The organism is Chitinophaga sp. SYP-B3965 (assembly GCF_009647655.1).
Taxonomy (GTDB): Bacteria; Bacteroidota; Bacteroidia; order Chitinophagales; family Chitinophagaceae; genus Chitinophaga.
In genome coordinates, this window is the sequence record NZ_WJFD01000001.1 from 3,461,595 (window position 1) to 3,487,368 (window position 25,774).

General features: G+C 44.7%; 20 protein-coding genes. 10 read left to right on the forward strand and 10 right to left on the reverse strand.

Annotated features, from left to right (window positions below; genetic code table 11):
* Window positions 1–83: 83 nt before the first annotated feature.
* On the forward strand, window positions 84–1,322 hold the full coding sequence (locus GFS24_RS13755) for a pyridoxal phosphate-dependent aminotransferase family protein (protein WP_153660123.1): 1,239 nt from the start codon (window positions 84–86) through the stop codon (window positions 1,320–1,322).
* 598 nt (window positions 1,323–1,920) lie between these two features.
* Here the strand turns inward: GFS24_RS13755 and purL are convergent.
* Window positions 1,921–4,140, reverse strand: a complete 2,220-nt coding sequence (gene purL / locus GFS24_RS13760) for a phosphoribosylformylglycinamidine synthase subunit PurL (protein ID WP_153660124.1) — start codon at window positions 4,138–4,140, stop codon at window positions 1,921–1,923.
* A 259-nt stretch (window positions 4,141–4,399) separates the two neighbouring features.
* On the opposite strand from purL, the gene GFS24_RS13765 reads away from it, so the two are divergent.
* Window positions 4,400–6,595: a glutamine synthetase III gene (locus GFS24_RS13765; RefSeq protein ID WP_153660125.1), complete on the forward strand. Its 2,196-nt coding sequence runs from the start codon at window positions 4,400–4,402 to the stop codon at window positions 6,593–6,595.
* A 127-nt stretch (window positions 6,596–6,722) separates the two neighbouring features.
* Complete coding sequence (locus tag GFS24_RS13770; protein WP_153660126.1) at window positions 6,723–7,355, forward strand: hypothetical protein; 633 nt, start codon at window positions 6,723–6,725, stop codon at window positions 7,353–7,355.
* 170 nt (window positions 7,356–7,525) lie between these two features.
* Here GFS24_RS13770 and accC read toward each other — a convergent pair whose 3' ends face one another.
* The 3 genes from accC to efp all read right to left on the reverse strand — a co-directional run bounded on the left by accC (window position 7,526) and on the right by efp (window position 10,046).
* Complete coding sequence (gene accC / locus GFS24_RS13775) at window positions 7,526–8,863, reverse strand: acetyl-CoA carboxylase biotin carboxylase subunit (RefSeq protein ID WP_153660127.1); 1,338 nt, start codon at window positions 8,861–8,863, stop codon at window positions 7,526–7,528.
* Window positions 8,864–8,942: 79 nt separating this feature from the next.
* Complete coding sequence (gene accB, locus GFS24_RS13780) at window positions 8,943–9,416, reverse strand: acetyl-CoA carboxylase biotin carboxyl carrier protein (RefSeq protein WP_153660128.1); 474 nt, start codon at window positions 9,414–9,416, stop codon at window positions 8,943–8,945.
* Between the two features lie 63 nt (window positions 9,417–9,479).
* Window positions 9,480–10,046, reverse strand: a complete 567-nt coding sequence (efp, locus tag GFS24_RS13785) for an elongation factor P (RefSeq protein ID WP_153660129.1) — start codon at window positions 10,044–10,046, stop codon at window positions 9,480–9,482.
* Between the two features lie 162 nt (window positions 10,047–10,208).
* On the opposite strand from efp, the gene GFS24_RS13790 reads away from it, so the two are divergent.
* The 4 genes from GFS24_RS13790 to GFS24_RS13805 all read left to right on the forward strand — a co-directional run bounded on the left by GFS24_RS13790 (window position 10,209) and on the right by GFS24_RS13805 (window position 13,125).
* A complete protein-coding gene (locus GFS24_RS13790; protein WP_173003068.1) occupies window positions 10,209–10,706 on the forward strand; it encodes a peroxiredoxin in 498 nt (165 codons plus the stop codon).
* Window positions 10,707–10,827: 121 nt separating this feature from the next.
* Complete coding sequence (gene mdh, locus GFS24_RS13795) at window positions 10,828–11,766, forward strand: malate dehydrogenase (protein WP_153660131.1); 939 nt, start codon at window positions 10,828–10,830, stop codon at window positions 11,764–11,766.
* 216 nt (window positions 11,767–11,982) lie between these two features.
* A complete protein-coding gene (locus GFS24_RS13800; RefSeq protein ID WP_153660132.1) occupies window positions 11,983–12,564 on the forward strand; it encodes a YceI family protein in 582 nt (193 codons plus the stop codon).
* A gap of 99 nt (window positions 12,565–12,663) precedes the next feature.
* Window positions 12,664–13,125, forward strand: a complete 462-nt coding sequence (locus GFS24_RS13805; protein WP_153660133.1) for a MarR family winged helix-turn-helix transcriptional regulator — start codon at window positions 12,664–12,666, stop codon at window positions 13,123–13,125.
* 52 nt (window positions 13,126–13,177) lie between these two features.
* Here GFS24_RS13805 and GFS24_RS13810 read toward each other — a convergent pair whose 3' ends face one another.
* The 3 genes from GFS24_RS13810 to GFS24_RS13820 form a co-directional block, all read right to left on the reverse strand.
* The gene (locus GFS24_RS13810) at window positions 13,178–14,431 is read right to left on the reverse strand and encodes an MFS transporter (protein WP_153660134.1); all 1,254 of its coding nucleotides are present in this window, start codon (window positions 14,429–14,431) and stop codon (window positions 13,178–13,180) included.
* A gap of 80 nt (window positions 14,432–14,511) precedes the next feature.
* Window positions 14,512–15,213, reverse strand: a complete 702-nt coding sequence (locus tag GFS24_RS13815; RefSeq protein ID WP_153660135.1) for a DedA family protein — start codon at window positions 15,211–15,213, stop codon at window positions 14,512–14,514.
* 83 nt (window positions 15,214–15,296) lie between these two features.
* Window positions 15,297–16,676, reverse strand: coding sequence for a dicarboxylate/amino acid:cation symporter (locus GFS24_RS13820; protein ID WP_153660136.1), 1,380 nt, complete (start codon window positions 16,674–16,676; stop codon window positions 15,297–15,299).
* 286 nt (window positions 16,677–16,962) lie between these two features.
* Between GFS24_RS13820 and GFS24_RS13825 the strand changes: the two genes are divergently transcribed.
* A complete protein-coding gene (locus GFS24_RS13825; RefSeq protein WP_153660137.1) occupies window positions 16,963–18,462 on the forward strand; it encodes an amino acid permease in 1,500 nt (499 codons plus the stop codon).
* A gap of 172 nt (window positions 18,463–18,634) precedes the next feature.
* Window positions 18,635–19,345 (forward strand): YebC/PmpR family DNA-binding transcriptional regulator, encoded by a 711-nt coding sequence (locus tag GFS24_RS13830; protein WP_153660138.1) that lies wholly within the window; start codon window positions 18,635–18,637, stop codon window positions 19,343–19,345.
* A gap of 62 nt (window positions 19,346–19,407) precedes the next feature.
* On the opposite strand, the gene GFS24_RS13835 is transcribed toward GFS24_RS13830, so the two are convergent.
* From GFS24_RS13835 to GFS24_RS13845, 3 genes are all read right to left on the reverse strand, one after another.
* Entirely contained in the window at window positions 19,408–20,364 is a 957-nt protein-coding gene (locus tag GFS24_RS13835) for a D-2-hydroxyacid dehydrogenase (RefSeq protein ID WP_153660139.1), read from the reverse strand.
* A gap of 1,334 nt (window positions 20,365–21,698) precedes the next feature.
* Complete coding sequence (locus GFS24_RS13840) at window positions 21,699–22,631, reverse strand: DnaJ C-terminal domain-containing protein (protein ID WP_153660140.1); 933 nt, start codon at window positions 22,629–22,631, stop codon at window positions 21,699–21,701.
* 81 nt (window positions 22,632–22,712) lie between these two features.
* Window positions 22,713–25,112: a thiamine pyrophosphate-dependent enzyme gene (locus GFS24_RS13845; protein ID WP_153660141.1), complete on the reverse strand. Its 2,400-nt coding sequence runs from the start codon at window positions 25,110–25,112 to the stop codon at window positions 22,713–22,715.
* Window positions 25,113–25,310: 198 nt separating this feature from the next.
* Here GFS24_RS13845 and GFS24_RS13850 point away from each other — a divergent pair, with 198 nt between their 5' ends.
* Entirely contained in the window at window positions 25,311–25,715 is a 405-nt protein-coding gene (locus tag GFS24_RS13850; RefSeq protein ID WP_153660142.1) for a DUF1573 domain-containing protein, read from the forward strand.
* Window positions 25,716–25,774 lie beyond the last annotated feature (59 nt).

Genomic DNA, 25,774 nt, shown 5'->3' on the forward strand with positions numbered 1-25,774 from the left:
ATCAGCAAAAGTAACCTAAGTTTACAAAAAATTTAATTTTTATACCTTTGTAACCAAATTTTAAACTCTTTTTAATAATCGTCATGGATATATTCGAGAAACTGAAGAACATGGGGCCCATCGGAGAGCACTCTGACAGAGCCCACGGTTATTTTGCTTTTCCAAAGCTGGAAGGTGAAATTGGTCCCCGTATGAAATTCCGGGGAAAAGATAAGATTGTATGGAGCCTGAACAACTACCTGGGCCTGGCTAACCACCCGGAAGTTCGTGCCACTGATGCGAAAGCTGCGGCTGATTTCGGATTGGCAGCGCCAATGGGTGCGCGGATGATGAGTGGAAACACTAATCATCATGAGCAACTGGAAAAAGAATTGAGCGACTACATGGGTAAAGAAGATACTACCCTGCTCAATTATGGCTACCAGGGTATCATGAGCGCCATTGATGCAATCTGTAACCGTCGTGATGTGATCGTGTACGATGCAGAATGCCACGCCTCTATTGTAGATGGCCTGCGTTTGCACCAGGGACATCGTTATGTATTCAAACACAACGATATTGAAGATTGCGAAAAACAACTGAAACGTGCGGTAGAAATGTGCAAAACCACCGGCGGCGGGATCCTCGTGATCACAGAAGGTGTATTTGGCATGGCTGGTGATCAGGGTAAACTGAAAGAGATCGTTGCTTTGAAGGAAGTTTATGAATTCCGTTTAATGGTAGACGATGCCCATGGTTTTGGTACAATGGGTAAAACCGGTGCCGGCACAGGTGAAGAGCAGAATGTACAGGATCAGATCGATCTGCTGTTCAATACTTTCGCTAAATCAGGTGCTTCCATCGGCGCGTTCATGAGCGGTGATAAAGCCATCATCAACTACATCCGCTACAATAGCCGTTCTCAGATCTTTGCTAAATCTATTCCTTTGCCCATCGTGATCGGACATCTGAAACGTGTTCAAATGATGCGTCAGCAACCGGAACTGAAAGACAAACTGTGGAGCAATGTAAATAAGCTGCAAAAAGGTCTCCGTGAAAGAGGTTTCGATATCGGAAGAACTAATTCACCGGTAACGCCTATCTACCTGCAGGGAGATATTCCTGAAGCAACAGCGATGTGCCTGGACCTGCGTGAGAACTATAATATCTTCTGTTCTATCGTAGTGTATCCGGTGATACCAAAAGGCCAGATCATTTACCGCCTGATCCCAACAGCAGCACACTCTGATGAGGATATTGAGCTGACGCTGAAGGCTTTCACTGAAACAAAGGCAAAGCTGGACCAGAAAGTGTATGCAGTAGCAGAGATCCCAATGGTATAAGTAAGTACTTTTTAGATATGTTAAGGGCATTCGTAAGGATGCCCTTTTCTTTTTTTATTTGTTAACATAGGGGCAAAAAAATAGGGCTGATGGTTAGTCAGCCCTGGCAAACAAATCGTTCTTTCACTAGGTGTAATACATGATCATAAGAATCGATCGTTCATGAGGACATGGTAATAAAAAAAAGTTTAGGTCATCATAGAATATGGATAACTATGAAGTAACCCATAAATATATTTTATGATAATTCAGTACTTTAATGTCTTAAGGGGATTTTTGCTTAGCACGGCTCCGTGTGCTTTTCTCGAACTAAAACAAGCTGCTATCCAGCGTTTAACCAAAAATAACGTACTTATACGGTATATCAATAACACTAACGTTGTATTTTGTTAACGCACTGTTAAACTTGGCCATTCTTTTGTTAACAGACCCATTTTTCAATTGTTAATGGGCCTTATTTTCTCCTATTTTTCCGCTTTCGCGTATACGAGACCGTTGGTGTAGGTTACCTTTGCGGACTTAATCTACTACTGTCACTGTTTACACTGTCGCAAAAAAAAGGCTGGTCGTTATGACCAGCCTTTCTATTCTTTATCTTTTAAAGATGATTCTCTAACGCTACGTCATACTTCACTTTCCAATCAGCCACCTTACCCCAATCTTCTCCATCTACTACAATACCTTCTCCTTTCACTACACCTATCTTTTCACAACGAACAGAGTGATCAGAAGCATCTACCAAACCATGCAGCAGGGCTTCAAATTTATCTTTATCAGCAGGACTCACGCTCACCACTACACGGCTTTGTGATTCACCGAACAGATAAGCATCCTTGCGGTATTTTTTATTGGTAGCTACATCAAAACCAAGACCTCTTGCCATACCGCTTTCCAGCAATGTGGTGAAGAGACCACCTTCGCTTACATCGTGTGCAGACTGGATCAGTTTGGCACTGATCAGTTTGGTGATAGCCTGTTGCAGTTTAAATTCTTCGTCCAGGTTGAAATGCGGAGCAGGACTATGTTCAACACCTATCAGCTTGTGCAGGTATTCTGAACTGCTGATATCATTATAGCTGCGTCCTACCAGGTACACCAGGTCGCCGGCTTGTTTGAAATCCAGCGTCATCCGTTGTTCCATGGTATCCAGTACACCCAGCATACCGATCGTTGGTGTTGGGTAAACAGGGCCGTCCGGAGACTGGTTATAGAAACTCACGTTACCGCCTGTAACAGGGGTATTGAATTTGCGGCAGGCCTCTCCCATTCCTTTCAGTGCGTGTACAAACTGATAGTACACTTCAGGATCATATGGATTACCAAAGTTGAGGCAGTTAGTGATCGCTACCGGCTCACCACCACTGCACACAATGTTGCGGGCAGCTTCTGCTACAGCGATCTGGCCACCTTTATGCGGATCTGCATAAACGTACCGGCTGTTACAGTCTGTAGTTAAAGCCAACGCTTTAGGCGTTCCTTTCACGAGCACGATGGATGCATCGCTGGGAGCATTGGTGCTGGCATTCGCCGTACCTACCATGCTGTCGTATTGAGTGTATACCCAACGCTTGGAAGCGATGTTAGGTAATTGACTGATCTTTTCTGCTACGATCTTTGCATTGGTGATGTCCGGAATGTTCTGGATATCAAATGCTTTGATCTTTTCGAAATACTTAGGTTCTACGTAAGCGCGGTGGTATTGGGGAGCGCCGCCACCCAGCACCATACTTTCTGCAGGCACTTCGGCTTCGAGGACGCCATTCATATAGAAACGCAGCATAGGATCTTTCGTTACCTCACCGATCTGTACACAGTGGAGATCCCATTTATCGAAGATATCCAGCACTTCTTTTTCACGGCCTTTCTTCACTACAATGAGCATACGCTCCTGGCTTTCAGACAGCAGCATTTCCCATCCTTTCATATTTTCCTGGCGGGTAGGTACTTTATCCAGGTGGATGATCATACCGTGTTCTCCTTTTGCACTCATTTCTGCAGTAGAGCAGGTGATACCAGCTGCGCCCATATCCTGCATACCTATCAGTGCATTGGTTTTCACCACTTCCAGGCAAGCTTCCAGCAGTTTCTTTTCCTGGAATGGATCTCCTACCTGTACGGCAGGAAGATCTTTGGCACTTTCTTCCGTAATATCTGCGGAAGCAAAAGAAGCACCACCAATACCGTCTTTACCGGTAGCAGACCCTACTATAAATACCGGGTTACCAGCTCCATGAGAAGTGGCAGATACCATGGTACCTACTTTCAGTACACCCACACTCATAGCATTTACGAGCGGGTTGGTACCGTAGCAGTCTTCAAAATATACTTCACCTCCCACCGTGGGTACGCCAAAGCAGTTGCCATAATGGCCAATGCCGTCTACCACGCCTTTCAGTAAGTGTTGTGTTTTCTTATCATTAATATTACCAAAACGCAGTGAGTTCAATGCTGCGATCGGGCGGGCGCCCATGGTAAATATATCACGGTGAATACCCCCTACCCCTGTAGCTGCTCCCTGGAATGGTTCCAGTGCAGAAGGGTGGTTATGAGATTCTATCTTAAATACGCAAGCCCAGCCATCACCTATATCCACCAGGCCGGCGTTTTCTTCACCAGCTTTCACCAGCAGGCGGTTACCTTCCCTGGGGAGACTTTTCAGCCATACAATAGAATTCTTATAGCTGCAGTGTTCACTCCACATTACGGAGTACATGCTGAGTTCTGTAAAATTCGGTGTACGGCCCAGGATGGATTTTATGCGTTCAAATTCGTCTGCGGTGAGTCCTAACTGTTCGGCGGTTTCTACTGTGGTTTGCATGAATTGATGAAGATTTAAAAAGAAGATGCAAAACTACATAGATTTCCTGCAATTGACAAGAAGGAGTATTGATATACCTATATACATATAATGTTATTTTTAATGTATCAGTTTCGAGATATCGGACCCCCAAATATTTGGCTAAAATTTAAAAATATAGTGTTTTTTAGGGAGAAATGCAATTTTTTGGTTAAAACGATAGAAACAACTTGTAATTACGACGATTCTGCCGTTCTTTTGTGTAAAATAATTTCACATCATGCAATCGTTACGCTTTCAAGCGCTGGAAAATCTGACCGGCGTAGATTTCAAAGTAAGTCCCGAATCGAATGGTAAGATCACAGACGTGTTCGGAATTAATGTTTTCTCCGGCAAAGTAATGCGGGAACACCTGAGTGACGAGGCTTACAAGAGCCTGATGAACTCTATTAAAGGTGGTAATAAGATCGAGCGTAAGATGGCGGATCAGATCGCCTCTGGCCTCAAATCCTGGGCAATGAAGAAAGGTGTAACCCACTATACCCATTGGTTCCAACCCCTTACAGGTACTACTGCTGAAAAACATGACTCCTTCTTTACTATTAAAGGAGACGGTTCCAGCATTGAGACTTTTGACGGCGACGCACTGGTTCAGCAAGAGCCTGATGCATCCAGCTTCCCTAACGGTGGTATCCGTGCTACATTCGAAGCACGCGGTTATACTGCATGGGATCCTTCCTCTCCTGCTTTCATTATTGATCAGGGTGCAGGCAAAACCCTTTGCATACCTACTATCTTCGTAGCTTATACCGGTGAATCACTGGATTACAAAGCGCCTTTGCTGAAAGCATTGTCTTCTTTGGATAAAGCTGCTGTTGACGTGTGCAACTACTTCGACAAGAACGTAACTAAAGTAACTGCTACCCTCGGTTGGGAACAGGAATATTTCATGATCGACGAAGGTCTGGCTAATGCCCGTCCTGACCTGGTGCTGACTGGCCGCACTGTTGTAGGCCATGCTCCTGCTAAAGGACAGCAACTGGAAGATCACTATTTTGGTGCTATCCCTGAGCGTGTATATGGCTTCATGCGCGATTTCGAACTGGAATCCTATAAACTGGGTATTCCTTTAAGAACCCGTCACAATGAAGTAGCGCCTGCTCAGTTTGAGTGTGCTCCTATCTTCGAAGAAGTGAACATTGCAGTTGACCACAACTCCCTGTTGATGGATGTGATGAGCAAAGTTGCCAAACGCCACAAACTGAGAGTGTTACTGCACGAGAAACCATTTGCAGGTATCAACGGTTCAGGTAAACACAATAACTGGAGCCTTGCTACAGATACTGGTGTGAACCTCCTGGCTCCTGGTAAAACACCGAAGACCAACCTGATGTTCCTCACTTTCTTTGTGAACACTATTAAAGCCGTACATGATTATGATGATCTGTTACGTGCTGCTATCGCTTCACCAAGCAACGACTTCCGTCTGGGTGCTAACGAAGCGCCTCCCGCTATCATCTCTGTATTCACTGGTAAATACCTCGCAGAAGTTCTGCAGGAAGTTAAGAGCCGTGTGAACAACAAATTTGATGAGCAGGACGAAGCAATCCTGAAATTAGATCTTCACCGTCATATTCCAGAACTGCTGCTGGACAACACAGACCGTAACCGTACTTCTCCGTTCGCCTTCACCGGCAACAAGTTTGAGTTCCGCGCTGTAGGTTCTTCTGCTAACTGTGCTTCTGCAATGACCGTGCTGAACACTATCATGGCTAAAACACTCACTAACTTCAAAATAGAAGTGGATGGCCTGATCGAAAAAGGTGAGAAGAAAGAGATCGCTATCATGCAAACACTGCGCAAATACATCGTTGATTCTGAGAGGATCCTCTTCGAAGGCGACGGTTATAGCGATGAGTGGGAGAAAGAAGCTGAAAAACGTGGCTTAGCCAACGTTAAAACTACACCTAAAGCATTGGATGCTATGGTTACTCCTAAAGCTACCAAGCTGTATGTAGAAACCGGCGTTTACAATGAAAGAGAACTGCATGCCCGTCACGAGATCCTCCTGGAAGATTACGTGAAGAAAGTGCAGATCGAAGCCCGCGTGATCGGAGACCTGGCTACTAACCAGATCCTGCCTGCGGCTATCAATTACCTGAATACGCTCCTTGCCAACATCAAGGGCCTGAAGGAAATTGGCCTGAAGGAAGATGCTTACAAAGCACAACTTCAGATTGCAACGAAAATATCTGAACACATAAATGTCATCAGTGAGAGTGTACAAGCGATGATCGAAGCACGTAAAGTAGCCAATAACCTGACTGACCAACGTCAGAAAGCTATTGACTACTGTGAGAAAATCAAAGAAAAATACTTTGATGTGATCCGCTACCACTCAGATAAGCTGGAGTTTTTGGTAGATGACAAGATCTGGGGACTCCCCAAGTACAGAGAGCTGCTTTTCTTGCGATAAAAAACCGTAAGATTGTTTTGGTGTATGATGGCCCCCGGTATTTACCGGGGGTTTTTCGTTTTGTTAAAGTGTTCCGCCGGATTAAACCCCGGCACATTCCCATGGTCTATTCTAAAACGTCATTATTATGAAGAGAATCCTTTTATTAGCATTTCTGGCAGGTTCGGTGAGCCTGGGATATGCACAAACCAAACCGGCAAGTGATCTGAAGCTGAGTGAGCAACAAAGTAAAAAACTACAGGACATCAATAGGTCTTATATGGCCAGCACTTCGGAAATCCGTAAGAACGATGCCCTGAGCAAGGAAGAAAAGAAAGCCAAGGTAGAAAACCTGCAGGCAGACCGCACCGGACAGATCAAAACAGTACTGGATGCCAGTCAGTTTGAGCAATGGCAAAAGAATCAATCCGCCAGTAAAGAAAAAATGGCCAACCTGATGGAAAAAAGGAAAGGCAAAGAAGGGAAGAAAGGTGGCCGCATGAAAGATAACAGTGATGAAACCATCAAAGAACTGGGGCTGACTGAGAAACAAGGAGAAGACCTGAAATCCATCAACAAAGAATTTGCTGCAAAAGCAATGGAACTGAAGGGTAAAACAGATCTCACAAAAGAACAAAAGAAAGAACAGGCTAAAGCCCTGAAAGCAGAGCGGTCCGCGAAGTTAAAAACATCCCTGGGCGATGCGCAGTACGAGAAGTATGAAGCATTGAGGAAAGACGCTAAGGGCGAAAAAGGCAAGAAGAAAAAAGCAGCGAAATAATTTTCACTAGTGTATATATTTTTTTAAGGTTTTGAGGTTCAGGCGGGTCATCTTTCCAGATGGCCCGTTTTTTATTGGTCTCAGGCGTTAGTTAAAACTATACGCTTTAGTGCAACGTATTTATTATAAAAAAAAGGCCCCGCTGTGATGCGAGGCCTTTCTGTTTATCCTTAAACTAATTTGAAAGTTTCTGTGAACTTGGTAGTGAAGTTCCCTTTCCGGAAGTTCTCATCCTGCATCAGTTGCTGATGGAATGGAATGGTTGTTTTAACTCCTTCTATCACAAACTCGCTCAATGCTCTTTCCATTGTATTGATCGCCTCTTCACGCGTTTGCGCAATAGCAATCACTTTAGATACCATGGAATCGTAGTAAGGAGGAATTACATACCCTGCATAGATATGTGAGTCTACCCGTACACCATGACCGCCCGGTGTGTGTAACACCGTGATACGGCCCGGAGAAGGACGAAAATCATTATACGGATCTTCTGCATTGATACGGCATTCGATCGCGTGCATCTGCGGGGTATAGTTCTTACCGGAAATAGGAATACCAGCGGCAATCTTGATCTGTTCTTTGATCAGGTCAAAATTGATCACTTCTTCCGTAACACCGTGTTCCACCTGGATACGCGTGTTCATTTCCATGAAGTAGAAATTGCGGTGTTTGTCCACCAAGAATTCAATCGTACCTACACTTTCGTAATTGATGGCGCTGGCAGCTTTGATAGCAGCCTCACCCATTTTCTCACGCAGTTCAGGCGTCATGAAAGGAGAAGGAGATTCCTCCACCAGTTTCTGGTGACGGCGTTGGATAGAACAATCACGCTCACTGAGATGGCACACCTTGCCGTATTGGTCACCGGCAATCTGGATCTCAATGTGACGGGGATCTTCCACAAACTTCTCCATGTAAATACCATCATTGCTAAAAGAAGCCTTAGCTTCCGTTTTAGCCATGGTATAGGCATTTTCGATCTCGCTTTCATCCCATACTACCCGCATCCCTTTACCACCGCCACCGGCAGTAGCTTTCATGATCACAGGCAGGCCCATTGATTTGGCAATGGCCCTGGCTTCTTCCACACTCTGCAAAAGACCATCAGATCCTGGAATAACCGGAACACCGGCTTTGATCATTGTTTCTTTCGCTGTTATCTTGTCTCCCATTTTACGGATCATCTCTGGTGTGGGGCCAATGAACTTAATGCCGTGTTCTCCGCAGATCTCTGCAAAGCGGGCATTTTCCGCCAAAAAGCCGTAACCCGGATGGATCGCATCTGCATTGGTGATCTCTGCAGCCGCCATCAGATGGGGTATATTAAGGTAAGAATCGCTGCTCTGTGGTTTTCCAATACATACGGCTTCGTCTGCAAATCTAACGTGCAGGCTGTCTTTATCCGCCGTTGAATATACTGCCACCGTTTTGATACCCATTTCCTTACAGGTACGGATGATCCGCAGGGCAATCTCGCCACGGTTGGCGATCAGTATCTTTTTGAACATGTTTTTCTTATAGGTTATAAAAAACTAAAAGGAAAAAGGTTGCAAGCAACCTTACAACCTTACAACCACTATCAAAGAGTTATGGTTCTACCAGGAACAAAGGCTGGTCATATTCTACGGGAGAAGCGTCATCCACCAATACCTTCACGATCTTTCCGCTCACTTCGCTTTCAATTTCATTGAACAGCTTCATGGCTTCGATGATGCAGACTACTTTACCGGTAACTACTTCATCTCCGACATTCACAAAAGCCGCTTTATCAGGGCCTGCACTACGGTAGAAAGTACCGATCATAGGTGATTTGATAGTGATCAGGTTGCTGTTCACAGGAGGTGCAGCAGCCGGAGTGTTTCCTGCAGGAGGCGCTGCAACAGCTTGCTGAGCTACTGCTACTGGCTGAACCGCTTGCATGGCCGGTACTGTTACGATCTGCTGTACTTCGTTATCCTTCTGTTTTATAGTTATTTTAAACTGGTCCTGTTCAATGCTCAGTTCGCTGATGTTTGATTTGTTGATCATTTTAATCAGCTCCTGAATCTGTTTAAAGTCCATGTAGACAGTTTTTGGTTTTAGTAATTTGCTGGTTCTCTGTGATAGAAATAGATAAGTATATGGCTATTCTTTTACTCTCTCAATATAGTCACCTGTCTTGGTATTCACACGGATCAGTTCTCCCTCATTCACAAATAATGGTACCATTACGGTAGCTCCGCCTTCAACGGTGGCTGGTTTCAAGGTACGGGTGGCGGTATCACCTTTCATACCAGGCTCAGAATAAGTTACTTTCAGCACTATCTTGTCCGGCAACTCTACGCCCATAGGCAATTCAGTCTCTGTGTTGATAGCAATGGACACCTCATCTCCGTCTTTCAGGAACTGGGGAGCGTCTATCATTACTTCATTTACAACTATCTGCTCAAAGTTTTCTTTATCCATGAAGTTGTAACCGCTCTCGTCTTTGTATAAGTACTGATAAGCTTTCTTCTCCACACGAACCGGGAAGATGTTATCCCCGGAGTTCCAGGTATGCTCAATTGAACGGCTGTTATCAACTCCTTTCAATTTAGCCCACACTTTTGCAGCTGCACGGGCGGTTTTGTTCTGACCAAACTCTACAACAGAATATAAGCTGTTGTCCAGCTTAATGATTAATCCTGTTCTGATATCTGCGGTGGTAGCCATAAAAGGTCACTGATTTAAAGTTAAAAATTTACATTAGGATTGCAAAAGTAAAAATTTTCGCATATGAACAAACAAAACTTCTCGGAATTTCCACAAAAGCGGTATAGTTTTGGTGCTGTTATAGCAGATTGATTATCACTTTAGCAATATAAAAATATGAAAATGAGAAGATGGATGTTCCTGCTTTTATGCCTTCCGACCTTGCTGAAAGCACAAACCAACACTAACACCACCACCAATATTCCTCCTTTTAAGCAATATCCGATCATTTCTCCCCTGCCGCTGACCTTATATGACGGAAGCTCCTTTTCCAAGAACGACCTCCCGAAAAACAAGCCTGTGCTGGTTTTTCTCTTTAGTGTGGAGTGCGATCACTGTGCTCATATGACAGAGGATATCCTCAAAAACATCGGCAAGTTCGGAAAAACCCAGCTATTAATGATCACTCCTTTTAAATTGGAGCGAATGAAAGCCTGGTACGACGAATATAAGATCAAAAACTACCCCAATATAATCATGGCAGCTGAGCCTACACGCCAGATCCTATCTTATTACGACCTCCATAACTTCCCCGGAACTTATATTTACAATAAGAAGCACCGGTTGGAAGCGGACTACGAAGGTACCGTTAAACTGGACACTTTGTTAAAGCACTTATAAATTTAGCATTACTGTTGATCGAATTGGGAATTTTTAGGGGAATAGTCAGAAATTCACGATCCGATGTCCTACTTTTGTTTTCCAAATTAATTCTTCACCTTTTTTAAAATACTCAGATACGATGAAAGTTACTGTTGTAGGAGCTGGAAATGTAGGCGCAACCTGTGCCAATGTACTGGCCCACAGAGATTTCTTGCAGGAAGTTGTTTTGCTTGACATCAAGGAAGGCACCGCAGAAGGAAAGGCACTGGACACGTGGCAGCAAGCGCCTATTGATTATTATAGCACAAAGGTGACCGGTGTTACCAACGACTATACCAAAACTGCCAACAGCGATGTGGTAGTGATCACTTCCGGCCTCCCCCGCAAACCAGGTATGAGCCGGGACGATTTGATCTCCACCAATGCCAATATCGTAAAATCTGTAACCGAGAATGTTACCAAACACTCTCCTAACGCTATTATCATCATCGTATCCAATCCTTTGGATGTAATGACCTACTGCTCTTACCTGACTGCTAAAAAAGACAGCAGCAAGGTGTTCGGTATGGCCGGCATCCTGGATACAGCCCGTTACCGCGCCTTCCTGGCAACCGAGATCGGCTGTTCTCCCAAGGACATCCAGGCTATCCTGATGGGCGGTCACGGAGATACCATGGTTCCCCTGCCCCGTTACACCACTGTTTCCGGTATCCCGGTAACTGAACTGGTAGCGGCTGATAAACTGGAAGCCATCATCCAACGCACCAAAGTTGGTGGCGGTGAGATCGTGAACCTCCTGGGCACCTCTGCCTGGTATGCTCCCGGCGCTGCAGCTGCACAAATGGTGGAAGCCATCCTGAAAGATGAAAAACGCATCTTCCCTGTTTGCGCATGGCTTACCGGCGAATATGGCCTGAAAGACATCTACCTCGGCGTTCCCGTTGTACTTGGCAAGAACGGTATCGAAAAGATCATCGAACTGAAACTGAATGAAGAAGAGAAAGCATTGCTTGCTACTTCAGCCGTTCACGTGAAAGAAGTGATGGACGTACTGGACAATATGAAAACTCCTGCTTAAACCAGGGTTTACCAGATATTTTAAAAGAGAGCATCCCGTTGCAAATGGGATGCTCTCCTTTTTTTTGTAGAAGTACTACTACAAGTTTGAGCGTTATAACAACTGATCTTCGTAACTTTATGGCGCGTTAAGGGCGTTTAGGGTTAACAGTTTGTCAGGTACACCAACAGCAAGGCCAGAATCTATATTACATCTCATCCCAAAAATGACCATATCATGAAAAGGCTACTCCTTGTAGTGCTGATATGCAGCCCGCTGAGCTTATTGGCACAGGCAGCAACATGGAAGGTAGACAGGGACCACTCTTCCGTTAATTTTTCTGTAGAACACCTGGTGATCTCTGATGTAGACGGTAGTTTTAAAAGTTTCGATGGTGAATTAAAGTCCGCTAAACCGGACTTTTCTGATGCCCGGATCAACTTTACAATAGATGTATCGAGCGTAAACACAGGCAATGACCCAAGAGATAAACACCTCAGATCAAATGATTTTTTGAATGCAGAGCAGTATCCAACAATGTCATTTAAAAGCGTTTCATTCACGAAGGTTTCTGAAGGGAAATACTTACTGGAAGGAGATCTTACGATCCGCGACGTAACAAAACGGGTGAAGTTCAACGTCAGTTACGGTGGTACTGTAAAAGATGCTGAAAACAAACAGAGAGCAGGATTCAAAGCAAATACTTACATCAACCGGTTTGATTATAACCTTAAATGGGATAAGATGACCGAAGCCGGGGGAATGGTAGTGGACAAGATGGTGGACATAGAATTAAAACTGGAGTTTATCAAACAATAACTGTGTAGAATTTACACGTAAACCTAACTGGATGAAGGCGTTAGCAATTGCGCTTTGTATCTCCATATCATTTAAATTGCGCTATATTTTTTGCCACATATGTCCAATATCGAAAAGCTGATTTCAATCAAAACCTTTACCAGTGAACACCACAAGGGACTAGTAGGTCTGATATTCGTGGGGAACTGGATCATTTCAAAACACCAGCATTTTTTCAAGCAGTATGACATTACCATGCAGCAGTTCAACATCCTGCGCATCCTGCGTGGGCAGCACCCTAAAGCCGCGAGCATTAATATGCTCAAAGAAAGGATGCTGGACAAAATGAGCGATGTTTCCCGCCTTGTTGAAAGATTGCGCAAAGCAGGCCTGGTAGAACGTAAAAGCTGTGAGCTGGACAGAAGAGCGGTAGACGTTATTATTTCGCCCAAAGGCCTTCAGTTGCTTAAAACCATCGATGCGGAAATAGGCACACTGGAAGAAACGCTGAGAGCGTCCTTAAACGAAAAGGAAGTAGTGCAATTGAATAAGTTGCTGGATAAATTACTGAACGCCTATTAAGTGCAGGATAGAAAACAAACTCCCGGCTAATGCAGGAGTTTGTTCATTCAGTTTATGTTTCCTCTACATAATCAAGGTCTTTGCCAAATGTTTCGCTCATGGAAAAAGCGAAGATGAAAGCCAGTGCTATACAGAGGATACCTGTAATGAGCCCGCTTTGCAGGTAACTGAAACCCAGGCCTGTTTGCAAAACACCGAAAACTAAGGAGATCAGCGGAAGCATGCCGCGTGCATAGTTAGGAACCGTAGTAGCAGCCGTAGCCCGCAGATTGGTACCAAACTGCTCTGCTGCCACTGTTACAAATATCGCCCAGAACCCAACGCTGAAGCCCATCAGGCCACAGATCGTATAGAATGCAGCGGCAGACATCCCATATGCGTTAAAATATAAAATAACACTGATCAGGGTAAGGGTGTAAAAGATATATAACACCTTCTTCCGGCTGCGCATGATCTGGCTGATAAAACCACTGGCAAAATCTCCGAAAGTAAGCGCAGCATAACAGATCATAATGGCCTTCCCCGGATCAATGTCTCCCACTACCCCCATTTCCTTTGCGAATTTATTAGAGAATGTCATAAGGATCCCTACTACAAACCAGGTCGGCAAACCTATCATAATACATTTCAGGTAACGGAAGAACCGCTCCTTACTGGTGAAGAATTTAAAATAATTACCACGGCTTACGTTCCCGCTTTGCTTGATATTATTATACATGCCGGACTCTACCACACTCACCCGAAGGATCAGTAACGCCAGGCCCAATGCTCCGCCGATATAATAACAAACACGCCAGTTATCCTGAAAATACTCTGATACGAAATAAGCTACTACAGCCCCGGAGATCCCCACGCTGGCTACGATCATAGTACCCAGACCACGTTTCTCTTTTGGCAGTATTTCAGAAACCAGGGTGATACCTGCTCCCAATTCACCAGCCAGCCCCAATCCGGCCACAAACCGCCAGATCATATACCAGGCAATAGCATTGTCTCCACCGATCATACCATTGGCAATATTGGCTATAGAATACAAAAGGATAGAACCAAACAGTACGGATAAACGTCCGCGTTTATCTCCTAATACTCCCCAAATGATACCACCAATGAGCATACCTATCATCTGAATATTGATGAGGTACATGCCTATCCGGTCTACATCATCTCCCACAAGGCCAAGAGAGGTAAGGCTTTTGATACGTATAATACCAAATAAGAGAAGGTCGTAGATGTCTACAAAATAACCCAGAGATGCTACAATGACTGCAGCGTTAATTAGCTTAACGGGTTTGCTGGCGGAATTCATAAAGGTTGATATTTTAACGGTATACCCTAAAAAAGAAAGAGACGCAAAATAATTGCGTCTCTTTAAAATATGAAATAATATTACGATTTTATTTCTTCTTTTTCTACAGGTGGTTCAATTGGATTGCCATATTCATCAAAATGAGAGTGGATCGTTGCTTTACCGAACACCAGTTTAATGATCACAGGCAGTGTGGTGATCACTACAATAATGATGATGATCCATTCCAGGTGATCCTTCAGGTTGGGGAATGCTTTGTTCAGGTAGTGACCCGCCAGCATCATGGAAAAAACCCAGGCGACTGATCCCACCACATTCCAGAACATAAATTTCTTACGTTCCATATTTACGATCCCCGCAACAATAGGCGTGAACGTACGTACAATGGGCAGAAAGCGGGCAATAAAAACAGCAGCAGCACCATATTTATCAAAAACCTCCTTGGCCTGCCAGAGATGTTTCTTCTTAAACAGGAAGGTGTCTTTTCTTTTAAATAAAATGGGGCCTGACTTTCTGCCAAACCAGAAACCAACCATGTTACCAAGTATACCCATGATCGCAATCAGGGTCATCACCACCACAAAAGGCATATTAAAAAAGCTCGCGCTTAACTCTTCTCCATAAATACCTGCAACAAAAAGCAATGAATCCCCCGGAAGGAAGAAACCCACAAACAAACCTGTTTCAGCGAAGATGATTCCTAAGATCAGGTACAATCCCCCGTGCTGAATGATCCACTCCGGACTAATTAAATGCTTAAAAAACTCAATGATCTGATCCATGCTGATGTTTAAAAAATTGAATAGACGGCCAAAAATAGCTTATTATTTGTCAAGACTAAGTTAATATTTAATGAAAAGTCGCACTAGGCCTTTGTTTCAGGCGGAAGCTTAGTGAAATCAACTTCTCCTTCCCACCTGCCAATTACCGCAGTAGCCAGGCAATTTCCTATCACGTTTACAGAAGTACGGGCCATATCCATCAGCTCATCAATGCCAAGGATCAGGAAAACAGGCCAGGTAGGCAGGTTAAAGGAATGCACCGTTCCCAAAATGATCACCAATGTAGCCCGTGGTACACCAGCTACCCCTTTACTCGTCAGCATCAGGGTGAAAACCATCAGGATCTGCTGCCCCCAGGAAAGCGGATGCCCGGCAGCCTGTGAAACAAATACAGCCGCAAGCGCCAGGTATAAGGTAGAGCCGTCCAGGTTAAAACTATATCCGGTGGGCATTACAAAAGCAATCACTTTACGTGGCACCCCCATCCTTTCCATGGCTTCCATGGCTTTAGGCAGGGCAGACTCTGAACTGGTGGTAGCAAAAGCAATGGATACCGGTTCTGATATCTCCCGGATAAATCTGCCGATAGGTAACTTAATGATCAGGGCTACCGGCAGGAATACTACCAGCATGAATATCAACAGGGCAACATAGAGTGTAGCCAGCAATTGTAAAAGATTACCCAGCACAGCCAAACCTCCGTGCCCTACCGTAAAGGCAATCGCAGCCCCCACCCCTATCGGGGCATAATACATCACAATATTGGTGAACTTGAACATCACTTCGGACAAACTTTCGCAGAAACCCAGCATAGGCCCGCGGAACTTTTCCTTCACCAGTAATAAGGATATACCAAAGATCACACTGAATACCACTATAGGAAGGATATCCCCATGATAAATAGATTTCGCAATGTTTTCAGGGAATACATGCAGCACAATATCCTGCCAGTTCTGAGGTTTAGGCTCCGGGAGGTTTTCATGTAAAGCATTAGGTGGCACCTTGATCCCCACACCAGCCTGGCTAATATTGATAGCCGCCAGTCCTATAAATAAGGCAATAGTGGTAACGATCTCAAAGTATAACAAGGACTTCCAGCCCATTCTTCCCACCTGTTTGATATCCGAATGCCCGGCAATACCCACCACCAGCGTACCAAATAATAAAGGAGCAATAACGGTTTTGATCATGGAAAGGAAGATCTTGCTCAGCACCTGGAAGTTAACCGCAACCGTCGGCCAGTCGTGACCCACCTCTGCCCCTACCACCATACTCACGAGGATCCAGGTGGTTAATGACTTCTTTTTAATTGCGAACCAGATGATGGAAGCAATAGCCAGCCAGCGGGTGATAGCCAGGCCTACCAATGGAATACTGATCAGTCCATAATGCTCAAGTGTATGAAGGATAGCAACAATGGTAATAAGGCTCAATGCAATCAGGGCTGCCTGCTTCTTATTCATTAGAGGTGATTTAGGTTTAGTTAGTGTAATAACGCAAGGAAATAATCACACGGAATACCAGCCCTGGTACCCAATGCAATAAAAATCGCTCAAAAATAAGGTTCTGGACGGAAAATCCGCATAAATGTTGACAGAAGGGGGCAGGAATAGATGGATTGCAAGTAAATTGCAATTGCATGCATTCATAAAATAAAAATACGGTGTTAGAATTTTAGATACTATATTTGACGATCTGTAAAAAATCTAGACTAAACAAAGCTTATATCAACCACCACAACTACTTAGTATGAGCATGCTTTTTGCTAAAAAACCTTTGTCAACTTTGCTCGCAGAAGCTTCCGATTCAGAAAAAGGTCTTAAACGTACATTGGGTGCCTGGGCACTTGTAGCGTTGGGTATCGGTGCTATCATCGGTGCAGGGCTTTTTGTAAGAACAGCTGCTGCTGCCGGAGCGCATGCAGGTTCTGCGGTGACTGTCTCCTTTATCATTGCAGCTATCGGATGTGCCCTCGCAGGTCTGTGTTATGCTGAATTTGCTTCCATGATCCCTATCTCCGGAAGTGCCTATACATATTCCTACGCCACCATGGGTGAATTCGTAGCCTGGATCATTGGCTGGGACCTTGTACTGGAATACGCATTGGGGGCGGCTACCGTGGCTATCGGCTGGAGCCAGTATCTCAACAAACTATTGTTCATTACATTCGGCAGTGCTATACCATATGAATGGAGCCACTCTCCCTTCCAGGTATCTGAAGCTGGTGTTACCGGTATCGTGAACATCCCGGCGATGTTCATCCTGCTGCTGATCTCTCTCCTGCTGGTTAGAGGTACGCAACAATCCGCTGTAGTAAATACGATCATTGTAATAGTAAAGGTTTGTATCGTTATCCTTTTCATTATCCTCGGCTGGCAGTTTATCAACCCTGCTAACCACACTCCTTATATGATCCCTGAAACTGCAGGTGTTGTAAACCTCAGTGATGGGTCTTCGGTAGATTACTCTCACTTCTGGAATAATGGTTTTGCCGGAGTAATGACAGGTGCTGGTATCGTATTCTTTGCCTTCATTGGTTTTGATGCGGTTTCCACTGCAGCACAGGAAACCAAGAACCCTTCGAAGACCATGCCTTTTGGTATCCTGATCTCCCTGGCGGTTTGTACTGTTCTGTATATCCTCTTCTCTCACGTACTGACTGGTGTTGCTCCTTACCAGGATTTCCTGAAATCAGGCAGCGAAGCTTCCGTTGCATATGCAATTGATACTTACATGCCGGGATATAGCTGGTTATCTACCCTTATCACAGTAGCCATCCTCGCAGGTTTCAGTTCTGTGATCCTGGTGATGCTACTGGGTCAGACACGTGTATTCTACTCCATGTCTAAAGACGGATTAGTACCTAAGATATTCTCTGATCTGCATCCTAAATTCCGCACGCCCTACAAATCACAAATGTTATTCTTTGTATTTGTATCCTTGTTCGCTGGCTTTATTCCGGACCACGTGGTAGGAAATATGACAAGTATCGGTACCTTATTTGCCTTCGTACTGGTATGCATCGGTGTGATCGTAATGCGCAAAAGCAATCCTGAAGCAGTGCGTGCTTTCAAAACACCATGGGTTCCTTTTGTTCCTATCCTGGGAGCACTCGTTTGCCTGGCCATGATCGTGAGCCTCGGCAGAGAGAACTGGGAGCGTTTAGGTGTTTGGTTACTGATCGGTATGGTCGTTTATTTCGGCTATAGTGTTAAGAACAGTAAAGTGCGTAAAAGCAGACAACAATAACTGATTGTAAGAAATTGCATTATATGATAAAAAGCTGCCTTCTATATAAAAGGCAGCTTTTTACTTTTAGCTATATATCGACAAAATTTTACGCCACTACAAAGGAATTTAATAAATTTGCACCCACGTTACGCAATCCCGGCATTGCGTGATCTATAATTCGTAATTCATTATGGGACGTATATTTGAAGTAAGAAAACATACCATGTTTGCCCGGTGGGATCGCATGGCCAAACAGTTTACCCGGATCGGCAAGGAAATAGCCATGGCAGTTAAACAAGCCGGCCCTGACCCCGATAATAACCCTGCACTCCGCCGCTGCTATGCGAATGCGAGAGGTGTGGGTATGCCCAAAGACCGTGTGGAAGCTGCTATCAAGCGCGCCATGGGTAAGGATACAACTAACTATGATGAAGTTGTATATGAAGGATACGCACCGCATGGCGTTGCCGTAATAGTAGAAACAGCTACAGACAATGCTACGCGTACTGTTGCCAATGTAAGGATGCACTTTAATAAAGGAGGGGGAAGTCTCGGGAATAGCGGTTCCGTAGGTTTTCTCTTCAACAGGATGGGCGTTTTCAAGATCAAAAATGAAGGGCAGAACCTGGAAGAACTGGAACTGGAACTGATAGATTTTGGATTGGAGGATATTGGGGAAGATACAGAGGGTAATATCATCCTGCGCGCTGCCTTTACCGAATTCGGTAACATGGCCAAGGCACTGGAGGAAAAAGGAATGCCCATTATCAGCGCTGAATTGCACAGGATCCCTACCACACAGGTAGAACTAAATGAAGAACAAACGAAAGAAGTGCTAGAAATGATTGACAGGCTGGAGCAGGATGAAGATGTGCAGCAGGTGTTCTACAATCTCAAGTAATTCTTTATATAATTATATCACCCGGAATCAGGCGCAGGCGCAGGATCCCGGGTTCTTTTTTATCAGGCCTTTATCACATTCTGAGGTTTGCCTTCCAAGAAGGCCTGTACATTCTCCACCGTTTTATCCATCAGGCGTTTACGGGCTTCGAATGTTGCCCATGCAATATGCGGCGTGATCATGCAATTCCGGGCAAGGAACAAGGGATGATCTGCAGCCGGAGGCTCTATGGAAAGTACATCCAGCCCTGCCCCGGCAATTATGCCATTATTCAACGCAGTAGCCAGGTCCGGTTCATTGATAAGTGGTCCTCTGCTGGTATTGATCAGCAAAGCGGAAGGTTTCATTGTGGCCAGTAAACCGGCATTTACAAAACCTTTGTTTTCTGCGTTCAACGGGCAGTGAAGCGATACAATATCCGCTTCCCGGAAACAGGTGGCCTCGTCTTTAAAAGTAACACCTGCCATTTTATCCCTTTCCGGATGTTTATGACTAACGATCACTTCCATACCGAACGCCAGCGCTATTGTTGCCACCGTCCTTCCTATCTGGCCAAAACCAATAATAGCGATGGTTTTACCCTGCAGTTCCGTCAGGGGCATTTTCCAGTAACTGAAATCTTTACTTTGCGCCCATTCCCCTTTCCGTACGCTTTCTGCGTGAACGCCTACGCCCTGGCAGAGTTCAAGTATAAGGGAAAAAGTGAGCTGGGCAACAGAAGCAGAGCCATATGCCGGTACATTGGCTACAACGATACCTTGTGCATGGGCCGCTTTTACATCCACCACATTATACCCGGTGGCCATTACACCAATATACCGCAAAGCGCTTAAGCGCTTTATCGTATCTCCGTCTACAATAGCTTTGTTAGTTAAGATAATGTCCGCCTGGCTTGCCCGTTCAGCTACCTGTTCCGGGAGCGACCTGTCATAGATCTTCAAATTACCAAGGGCCTGAAGTGGTTCCCAGCTTAAGTCTCCGGGATTAAGTGCATAGCCGTCCAATACAACAATATTCATGTGATAAATGTACGGGATAATCAGCAAACAGGCAGGCGCCGCCATTGCTATATGTAAAAGGCTCAACCAAAACCAGTGCAAAAGCCCTTCATATAACGCTGGCAGCGCCGTAGGTCAACAAAACAATGCTATTTGCAGAGAAAAATCGTTTAAGGCATATTGATCTTCGTGAAAATATTATTGACCTTATCGATAATAAAATTGCCATAGACGGAACGATAAGTACCGTAACATAGTTTACCATTAAGTTGGAGATTGTGCTCTTTGCCAAGTGGGTGCATGCCTTCAATCAGCCGGATAAACCGCATTCTTTGCAGTTGGCCGCCGCATTTACATCTGCTTTCGGAGATTTTTTTGTGTGATTGCACAATGTTGCTACACCTGATACATCTTGCTTCCATAAAACGTAGGTTTGAACGCTTTTAAATTAGACAATACAATTTTGATGCACTATTGTACTCAATTGTCTAATGGATACATATATCAAGCGGCTTTAGCCTGAACTAACAAACAGTAATGACAGTAAAAGCTAAATGGAGTTCTGCTGGTTTAGGCAGGAGTGCAATGAATGGTTGATTTAGCTACACCCCAAAATACAAAATAATTGTACTTTTTAAAATAGAATATAAAAATTAGGGCAAGGATAAGTTTCAAACTTTAAAAAGAACCTGGTCAGTTTTTTCTGACATTGTCAGCAATCAAAGGATGATGGTTAAACTATTTATTTAAAAACCTGGCCAGGCCTACTGAACTAGTCAGTAATCAATCGCGTTAGCAAAAGCTTTTGCGATAGACTTGATTATTCATGGATGATGGTTAATACTATTCAATAGTCTGCACTAATGAAGTTACGAATATCAAAGGAAAAAGAACTCATAGTTTGGTCAAAACTGAAGAGGCCGCCCCATAGAGAACGGCCCCTGTTTCAGCCTATTTGAACCGTCTAAGCAATTTTCTTCTGTTCTGATGTATCTGTGATACGCTTCAAATATAGATATTTCCATTATCCAACTTTAGTTGTATGGATAATGAACAGGGAATGAATAAAAAGCGGAAATGAACAGGTAAACAATTGTAAGACAGAAGAATACGATTTACAATGAATGACGCTGTCTTAAGTTGTGCAGCTGGGCACCAGCTACTGCAGGATGGCGGGATCGCAATTTATGACCAGAAAATAGCTGGCCAAAGGGGTTAATTGCCAGTCTTCATTCATCTGGCCTTCATGACAACAATAGGTTCTTCTAAAATTCAGGGCTATGGGAATATGCAATGCCGCACATGCCCTCATGGCCCGGGCCAAAGCTTCTGCTGCCTGGCCCGGTTGTTGGATTTTATGGTTTCTTCCTCAGCTCTGCCAATTGAGAGAACAGCTTCCGCTCTTCTTCTGTCAACTGAGCAGGCACCGTGATCTTCACCTTCACATACAGGTCTCCCGGCATTTCTTTGCTGCCTTCCAACACCGGCAATCCTTTCCCCTTCAACCGGAACAACCGGCCACTATCTGTACCGGCTGGTATACTTAGCTGCAAAGGACTTCCAGGTACAGCCACCTGCACTTTCCCGCCCAAAACAGCTGTGTACAGATCAACAGGCACTTCCATGTACACATCTTTTCCTTTTAATTCAAATTGAGCGTCCGGAGCAATACTCACTTCTATCAACAGGTCTCCGGCTTCTCCCCCACTCCTGCCTGGCTGGCCTTTTCCCTTTAATCTTAACACCTGGCCGGAATAAGTACCTGGTTTTATTTTGAGATTGAGTTTTTGTCCGTTTACTTCTATCTGGCGGGTAGCACCTGTATATACGTCCTGCAAATTCACCTGCATAGTGGCTTGCAGATCACCGCCCCGCCGGTTCCGGCCACGCCCCTGTTGCGCACGGCTGCTAAAACCGCCGCCGAAAAGATGCTCAAAGAAATCTGAGAACTGGTTCCCATCCCCAAACATGTTGTCATCATACTGCTGTTGCCGGCCGGCTCCCTGCCCCGAGCGCCATTTGCTCCAGTCAAAATCTCCTCCGTTACTTCCGGCCTGCTCATAATATTTCCAGTTCTCTCCAAATTCATCATACTTCTTACGCTTTTCTTCATCCCCTAAAACCTCGTATGCTTCATTCAGTTCTTTGAATTTTTCTTCCGCCAGTTTATCATCAGGATTCTTATCCGGATGATATTTCACAGCCAGCTTGCGGTAAGCCTTTTTAATGTCTGCCGCACTCGCTTTTTTATCTACGCCCAATACCTTATAATAATCTTTGTATTCCATATCTCTTATAATCTAAAACAGCACACCCCCTGCAATGATACAGGGGGCGCGTTATTTATTTGTACAATAAATTAAATCCAGCTACTCTCTGATCATGTCCAGCACTACTTTCACCACATCTTCCACATTGGGCTTGGAGAAATAATCCCCGTCAGTTCCATATGCAGGACGATGTGATTGTGCCGCCAGTGTACGCGGAGCCACATCCAGGTAACGATACCCACCCTGCTTTTCCATCACATGCTGGAACATATAGGCAGTTCCTCCACCCGGTACATCTTCATCCACAAACAGGATCCTGTTCGTTTTCTTCAATGAATCCAGGATGGAATGATTAATATCGAAAGGCAGTAAGGTCTGCACATCTATTAACTCACAGGAAATACCCTGCTGGTCAAGGATCAGCATAGCTTCCTCTATAATACGCAAAGTGGAACCATAAGAAACGATGGTGATATCTGATCCCTTATGCAGCACTTCCGGAATACCCAATGGCACTGTAAACTGCCCAAGATTCTCCGGCAGCCGCTCTTTCAGGCGGTAGCCATTCAGTGATTCGATCACTATTGCAGGCTCATGTGCTTTCAGCAGTGTATTATACATACCGGCAGCCTGCACCATGTTCCTTGGAACACAGATATGCATTCCACGCAGGGAATTAATGATCATGCCCATTGGCGAACCGGAGTGCCAGATACCTTCCAGGCGGTGACCACGTGTACGTACGATGATAGGACAAAACTGCGTACCCTTTGTTCTGTACTGCAGGGAAGCCACATCATCACTCAGTGGTTGCAGGCCGTATAACATATAATCCAGGTACTGGATCTCTGCTATCGGGCGCAGCCCGCGCAAAGCCATACCAATGCCCTGCCCCATGATGGTAAGTTCACGGATACCGGTATCGGATATACGCTGTTTGCCATGCTTTTGTTGCAAGCCTGCAAATCCCTGGTTCACATCGCCGATCTTACCTACATCTTCCCCGAAAGCAAATACCAGCGGGTGATGAGAGAAGAGCTGATCAAAATATTTATTCAATACTTCATACCCATTCAGTACCTGTGCATCTTCAGCATATTCAGCTGGAACTTCTGGTACTTGCAGTGCAGAGTTAGCACCGGTAGCATGAAGGAAAGTATTATAGTTCTCTTTTTCCTGCAGGAGAAGGTTATCGTAATACAACTGCATTTCATCCAAAGCACCGGAGAAATTACGCGGGTGTTTGAAGATAATACCTGCAGCGCTTTTCAATATATCCCTGCGTTGCGGTTCCCGGTTAGCGGCAATTTCCTGCATCAGCTGGGAAACGTATGTTACATCTCCGCGGCCTTCATCCAGGATAGCCTGGCAATGCTCCAGGAACAGTTGTACCTGGTCTTTGATGGGTGCAATATATTTATCCCATGCGTTTTTACGGCCTTCCTGTGCAATGGTCTTCGCTTCCGCCTCGATCTGTTGCAGTGTGGCATCATCCGCCAAAGCATTTTCCAGGAGCCATTGGCGCATTTTCCTGTTGCAGTCAAAATCCTTTTCCCAGGCCAGGCGCTCTCTGCTCTTATAACGTTCATGAGAGCCGGAAGTAGAGTGCCCTTGCGGCTGTGTGATCTCTTCCACGTGGAAAAGAACAGGTACGTGTGTTTCGCGGGCTTTGCGGATCCCTTCTTCAAAGGTCTCGCACAGGCTGGCGTAATCCCATCCCTTTACATTATATATCTCAAACCCGTTTGAGTTCTCTGTTTTTCTGAATCCTTCCAGTGCTGCACTGATAGAGCCTTTGGTAGTTTGGTATTTCCTTGGAACAGAAATCCCATAACCATCATCCCATACAAAAACAACTAAAGGCACCTGTAAAACACCTGCTGCATTCATGGTTTCCCAGAAATGCCCTTCGCTGGTGGAAGCATCTCCGATAGTGGCAAAACAAACCTCATTGCCGTTGTGGGAAAGGTGTTCATATTGCTGTAACTCCGGTACTTCCCGGAACAGTTTGGATGCATATGCAAGCCCCAGCGCCCTTGGCATCTGTGAAGCAGTGGGCGCCATATCAGCAGCACTATTCTTCATAGCCGTGAGGTTCAGCCAGTTACCTTCCATATCTATATTAGAAGTGGAAAAATGAGAGTTCATCTGCCGGCCGGCAGAGAAAGGATCATGGTTGATATCAGGATCAGCATAAAGCTGCGAGAAGAACTGCTCCACGGTAGCAATTCCGCTGGCAAACGCAAAGGTCTGGTCACGGTAGTACCCTGAACGGAAATCACCCGGCTTAAAGTATTTAGCCATAGCGATCTGCGCAATTTCTTTACCATCGCCAAAAATGCCAAACTTGGCCTTGCCGGTCAATACTTCCCGGCGGCCCAGCAAGCTAACTTCCCTACTGATACAGGCTAGCCTGAAATCACTTAATACCTCCTTACGGAACTGTTCAAATGATAACTGGCTCTGCATATTCATAGCTAATTCGTTGTTTTCGATCATGCTTACCTGGTTAAAGCACAAATGTAGTGGAAATTGATGAATGGGTAAATGCCCGGTTGAATTCCTGTAATATTTAAATTTTTAAGAAATTTTTAATATCTTGATATCTGCGGTTCAATTTTTGGCCGTAAATTTGTTAAGGAAACTGGTAGGAACTATTATGTTTTAACCGATCGATAAAAACCAAATTTATACAAGATGAAAAAAGTTATCTTATCCCTATTTGCAAGTTTGCTGTTAACCACCGCAGTGTGGGCTCAGGCACAGAATGGATCTGGCGCAACCAATGCGGTTGATGCTAAAGTGAAATTCAAAAAAGACAATGTTGATTTTGGTGTAACTAAATTCAACAAACCCGTAACGATCACTTTCGAATTTACAAATATCTCCAAAGAACCTGTATTGATCGAAAAGGCTACTGCCAGTTGCGGTTGTACTGTTCCTAACTGGACAGTAGAACCAATCCTTCCTGGTAAAGCCGGTAAGATCACTGCAACGTACAGCGCCAATCAGGTAGGTAAACCACAAAAAACAATTTATCTCAAACTGAAAGGAGTTGAACAGGAGAAAGAATTGATCCTTACCGGTACGGTAGAGAATTAATCATACAAATCTTTCGCATATAAAGCCTCCGTTCATCACGGGGGCTTTTTTTGTTATAC

What these genes read in the sequence shown, in the direction of transcription:
- GFS24_RS13755 (WP_153660123.1), top strand. Translation starts at nt 84, where the DNA reads ATGGATATATTCGAGAAACTGAAGAACATGGGGCCCATCGGAGAGCAC.
- purL (WP_153660124.1), bottom strand. Translation starts at nt 4,140, where the DNA reads ATGCAAACCACAGTAGAAACCGCCGAACAGTTAGGACTCACCGCAGAC.
- GFS24_RS13765 (WP_153660125.1), top strand. Translation starts at nt 4,400, where the DNA reads ATGCAATCGTTACGCTTTCAAGCGCTGGAAAATCTGACCGGCGTAGAT.
- GFS24_RS13770 (WP_153660126.1), top strand. Translation starts at nt 6,723, where the DNA reads ATGAAGAGAATCCTTTTATTAGCATTTCTGGCAGGTTCGGTGAGCCTG.
- accC (WP_153660127.1), bottom strand. Translation starts at nt 8,863, where the DNA reads ATGTTCAAAAAGATACTGATCGCCAACCGTGGCGAGATTGCCCTGCGG.
- accB (WP_153660128.1), bottom strand. Translation starts at nt 9,416, where the DNA reads ATGGACTTTAAACAGATTCAGGAGCTGATTAAAATGATCAACAAATCA.
- efp (WP_153660129.1), bottom strand. Translation starts at nt 10,046, where the DNA reads ATGGCTACCACCGCAGATATCAGAACAGGATTAATCATTAAGCTGGAC.
- GFS24_RS13790 (WP_173003068.1), top strand. Translation starts at nt 10,209, where the DNA reads ATGAGAAGATGGATGTTCCTGCTTTTATGCCTTCCGACCTTGCTGAAA.
- mdh (WP_153660131.1), top strand. Translation starts at nt 10,828, where the DNA reads ATGAAAGTTACTGTTGTAGGAGCTGGAAATGTAGGCGCAACCTGTGCC.
- GFS24_RS13800 (WP_153660132.1), top strand. Translation starts at nt 11,983, where the DNA reads ATGAAAAGGCTACTCCTTGTAGTGCTGATATGCAGCCCGCTGAGCTTA.
- GFS24_RS13805 (WP_153660133.1), top strand. Translation starts at nt 12,664, where the DNA reads ATGTCCAATATCGAAAAGCTGATTTCAATCAAAACCTTTACCAGTGAA.
- GFS24_RS13810 (WP_153660134.1), bottom strand. Translation starts at nt 14,431, where the DNA reads ATGAATTCCGCCAGCAAACCCGTTAAGCTAATTAACGCTGCAGTCATT.
- GFS24_RS13815 (WP_153660135.1), bottom strand. Translation starts at nt 15,213, where the DNA reads ATGGATCAGATCATTGAGTTTTTTAAGCATTTAATTAGTCCGGAGTGG.
- GFS24_RS13820 (WP_153660136.1), bottom strand. Translation starts at nt 16,676, where the DNA reads ATGAATAAGAAGCAGGCAGCCCTGATTGCATTGAGCCTTATTACCATT.
- GFS24_RS13825 (WP_153660137.1), top strand. Translation starts at nt 16,963, where the DNA reads ATGAGCATGCTTTTTGCTAAAAAACCTTTGTCAACTTTGCTCGCAGAA.
- GFS24_RS13830 (WP_153660138.1), top strand. Translation starts at nt 18,635, where the DNA reads ATGGGACGTATATTTGAAGTAAGAAAACATACCATGTTTGCCCGGTGG.
- GFS24_RS13835 (WP_153660139.1), bottom strand. Translation starts at nt 20,364, where the DNA reads ATGAATATTGTTGTATTGGACGGCTATGCACTTAATCCCGGAGACTTA.
- GFS24_RS13840 (WP_153660140.1), bottom strand. Translation starts at nt 22,631, where the DNA reads ATGGAATACAAAGATTATTATAAGGTATTGGGCGTAGATAAAAAAGCG.
- GFS24_RS13845 (WP_153660141.1), bottom strand. Translation starts at nt 25,112, where the DNA reads ATGATCGAAAACAACGAATTAGCTATGAATATGCAGAGCCAGTTATCA.
- GFS24_RS13850 (WP_153660142.1), top strand. Translation starts at nt 25,311, where the DNA reads ATGAAAAAAGTTATCTTATCCCTATTTGCAAGTTTGCTGTTAACCACC.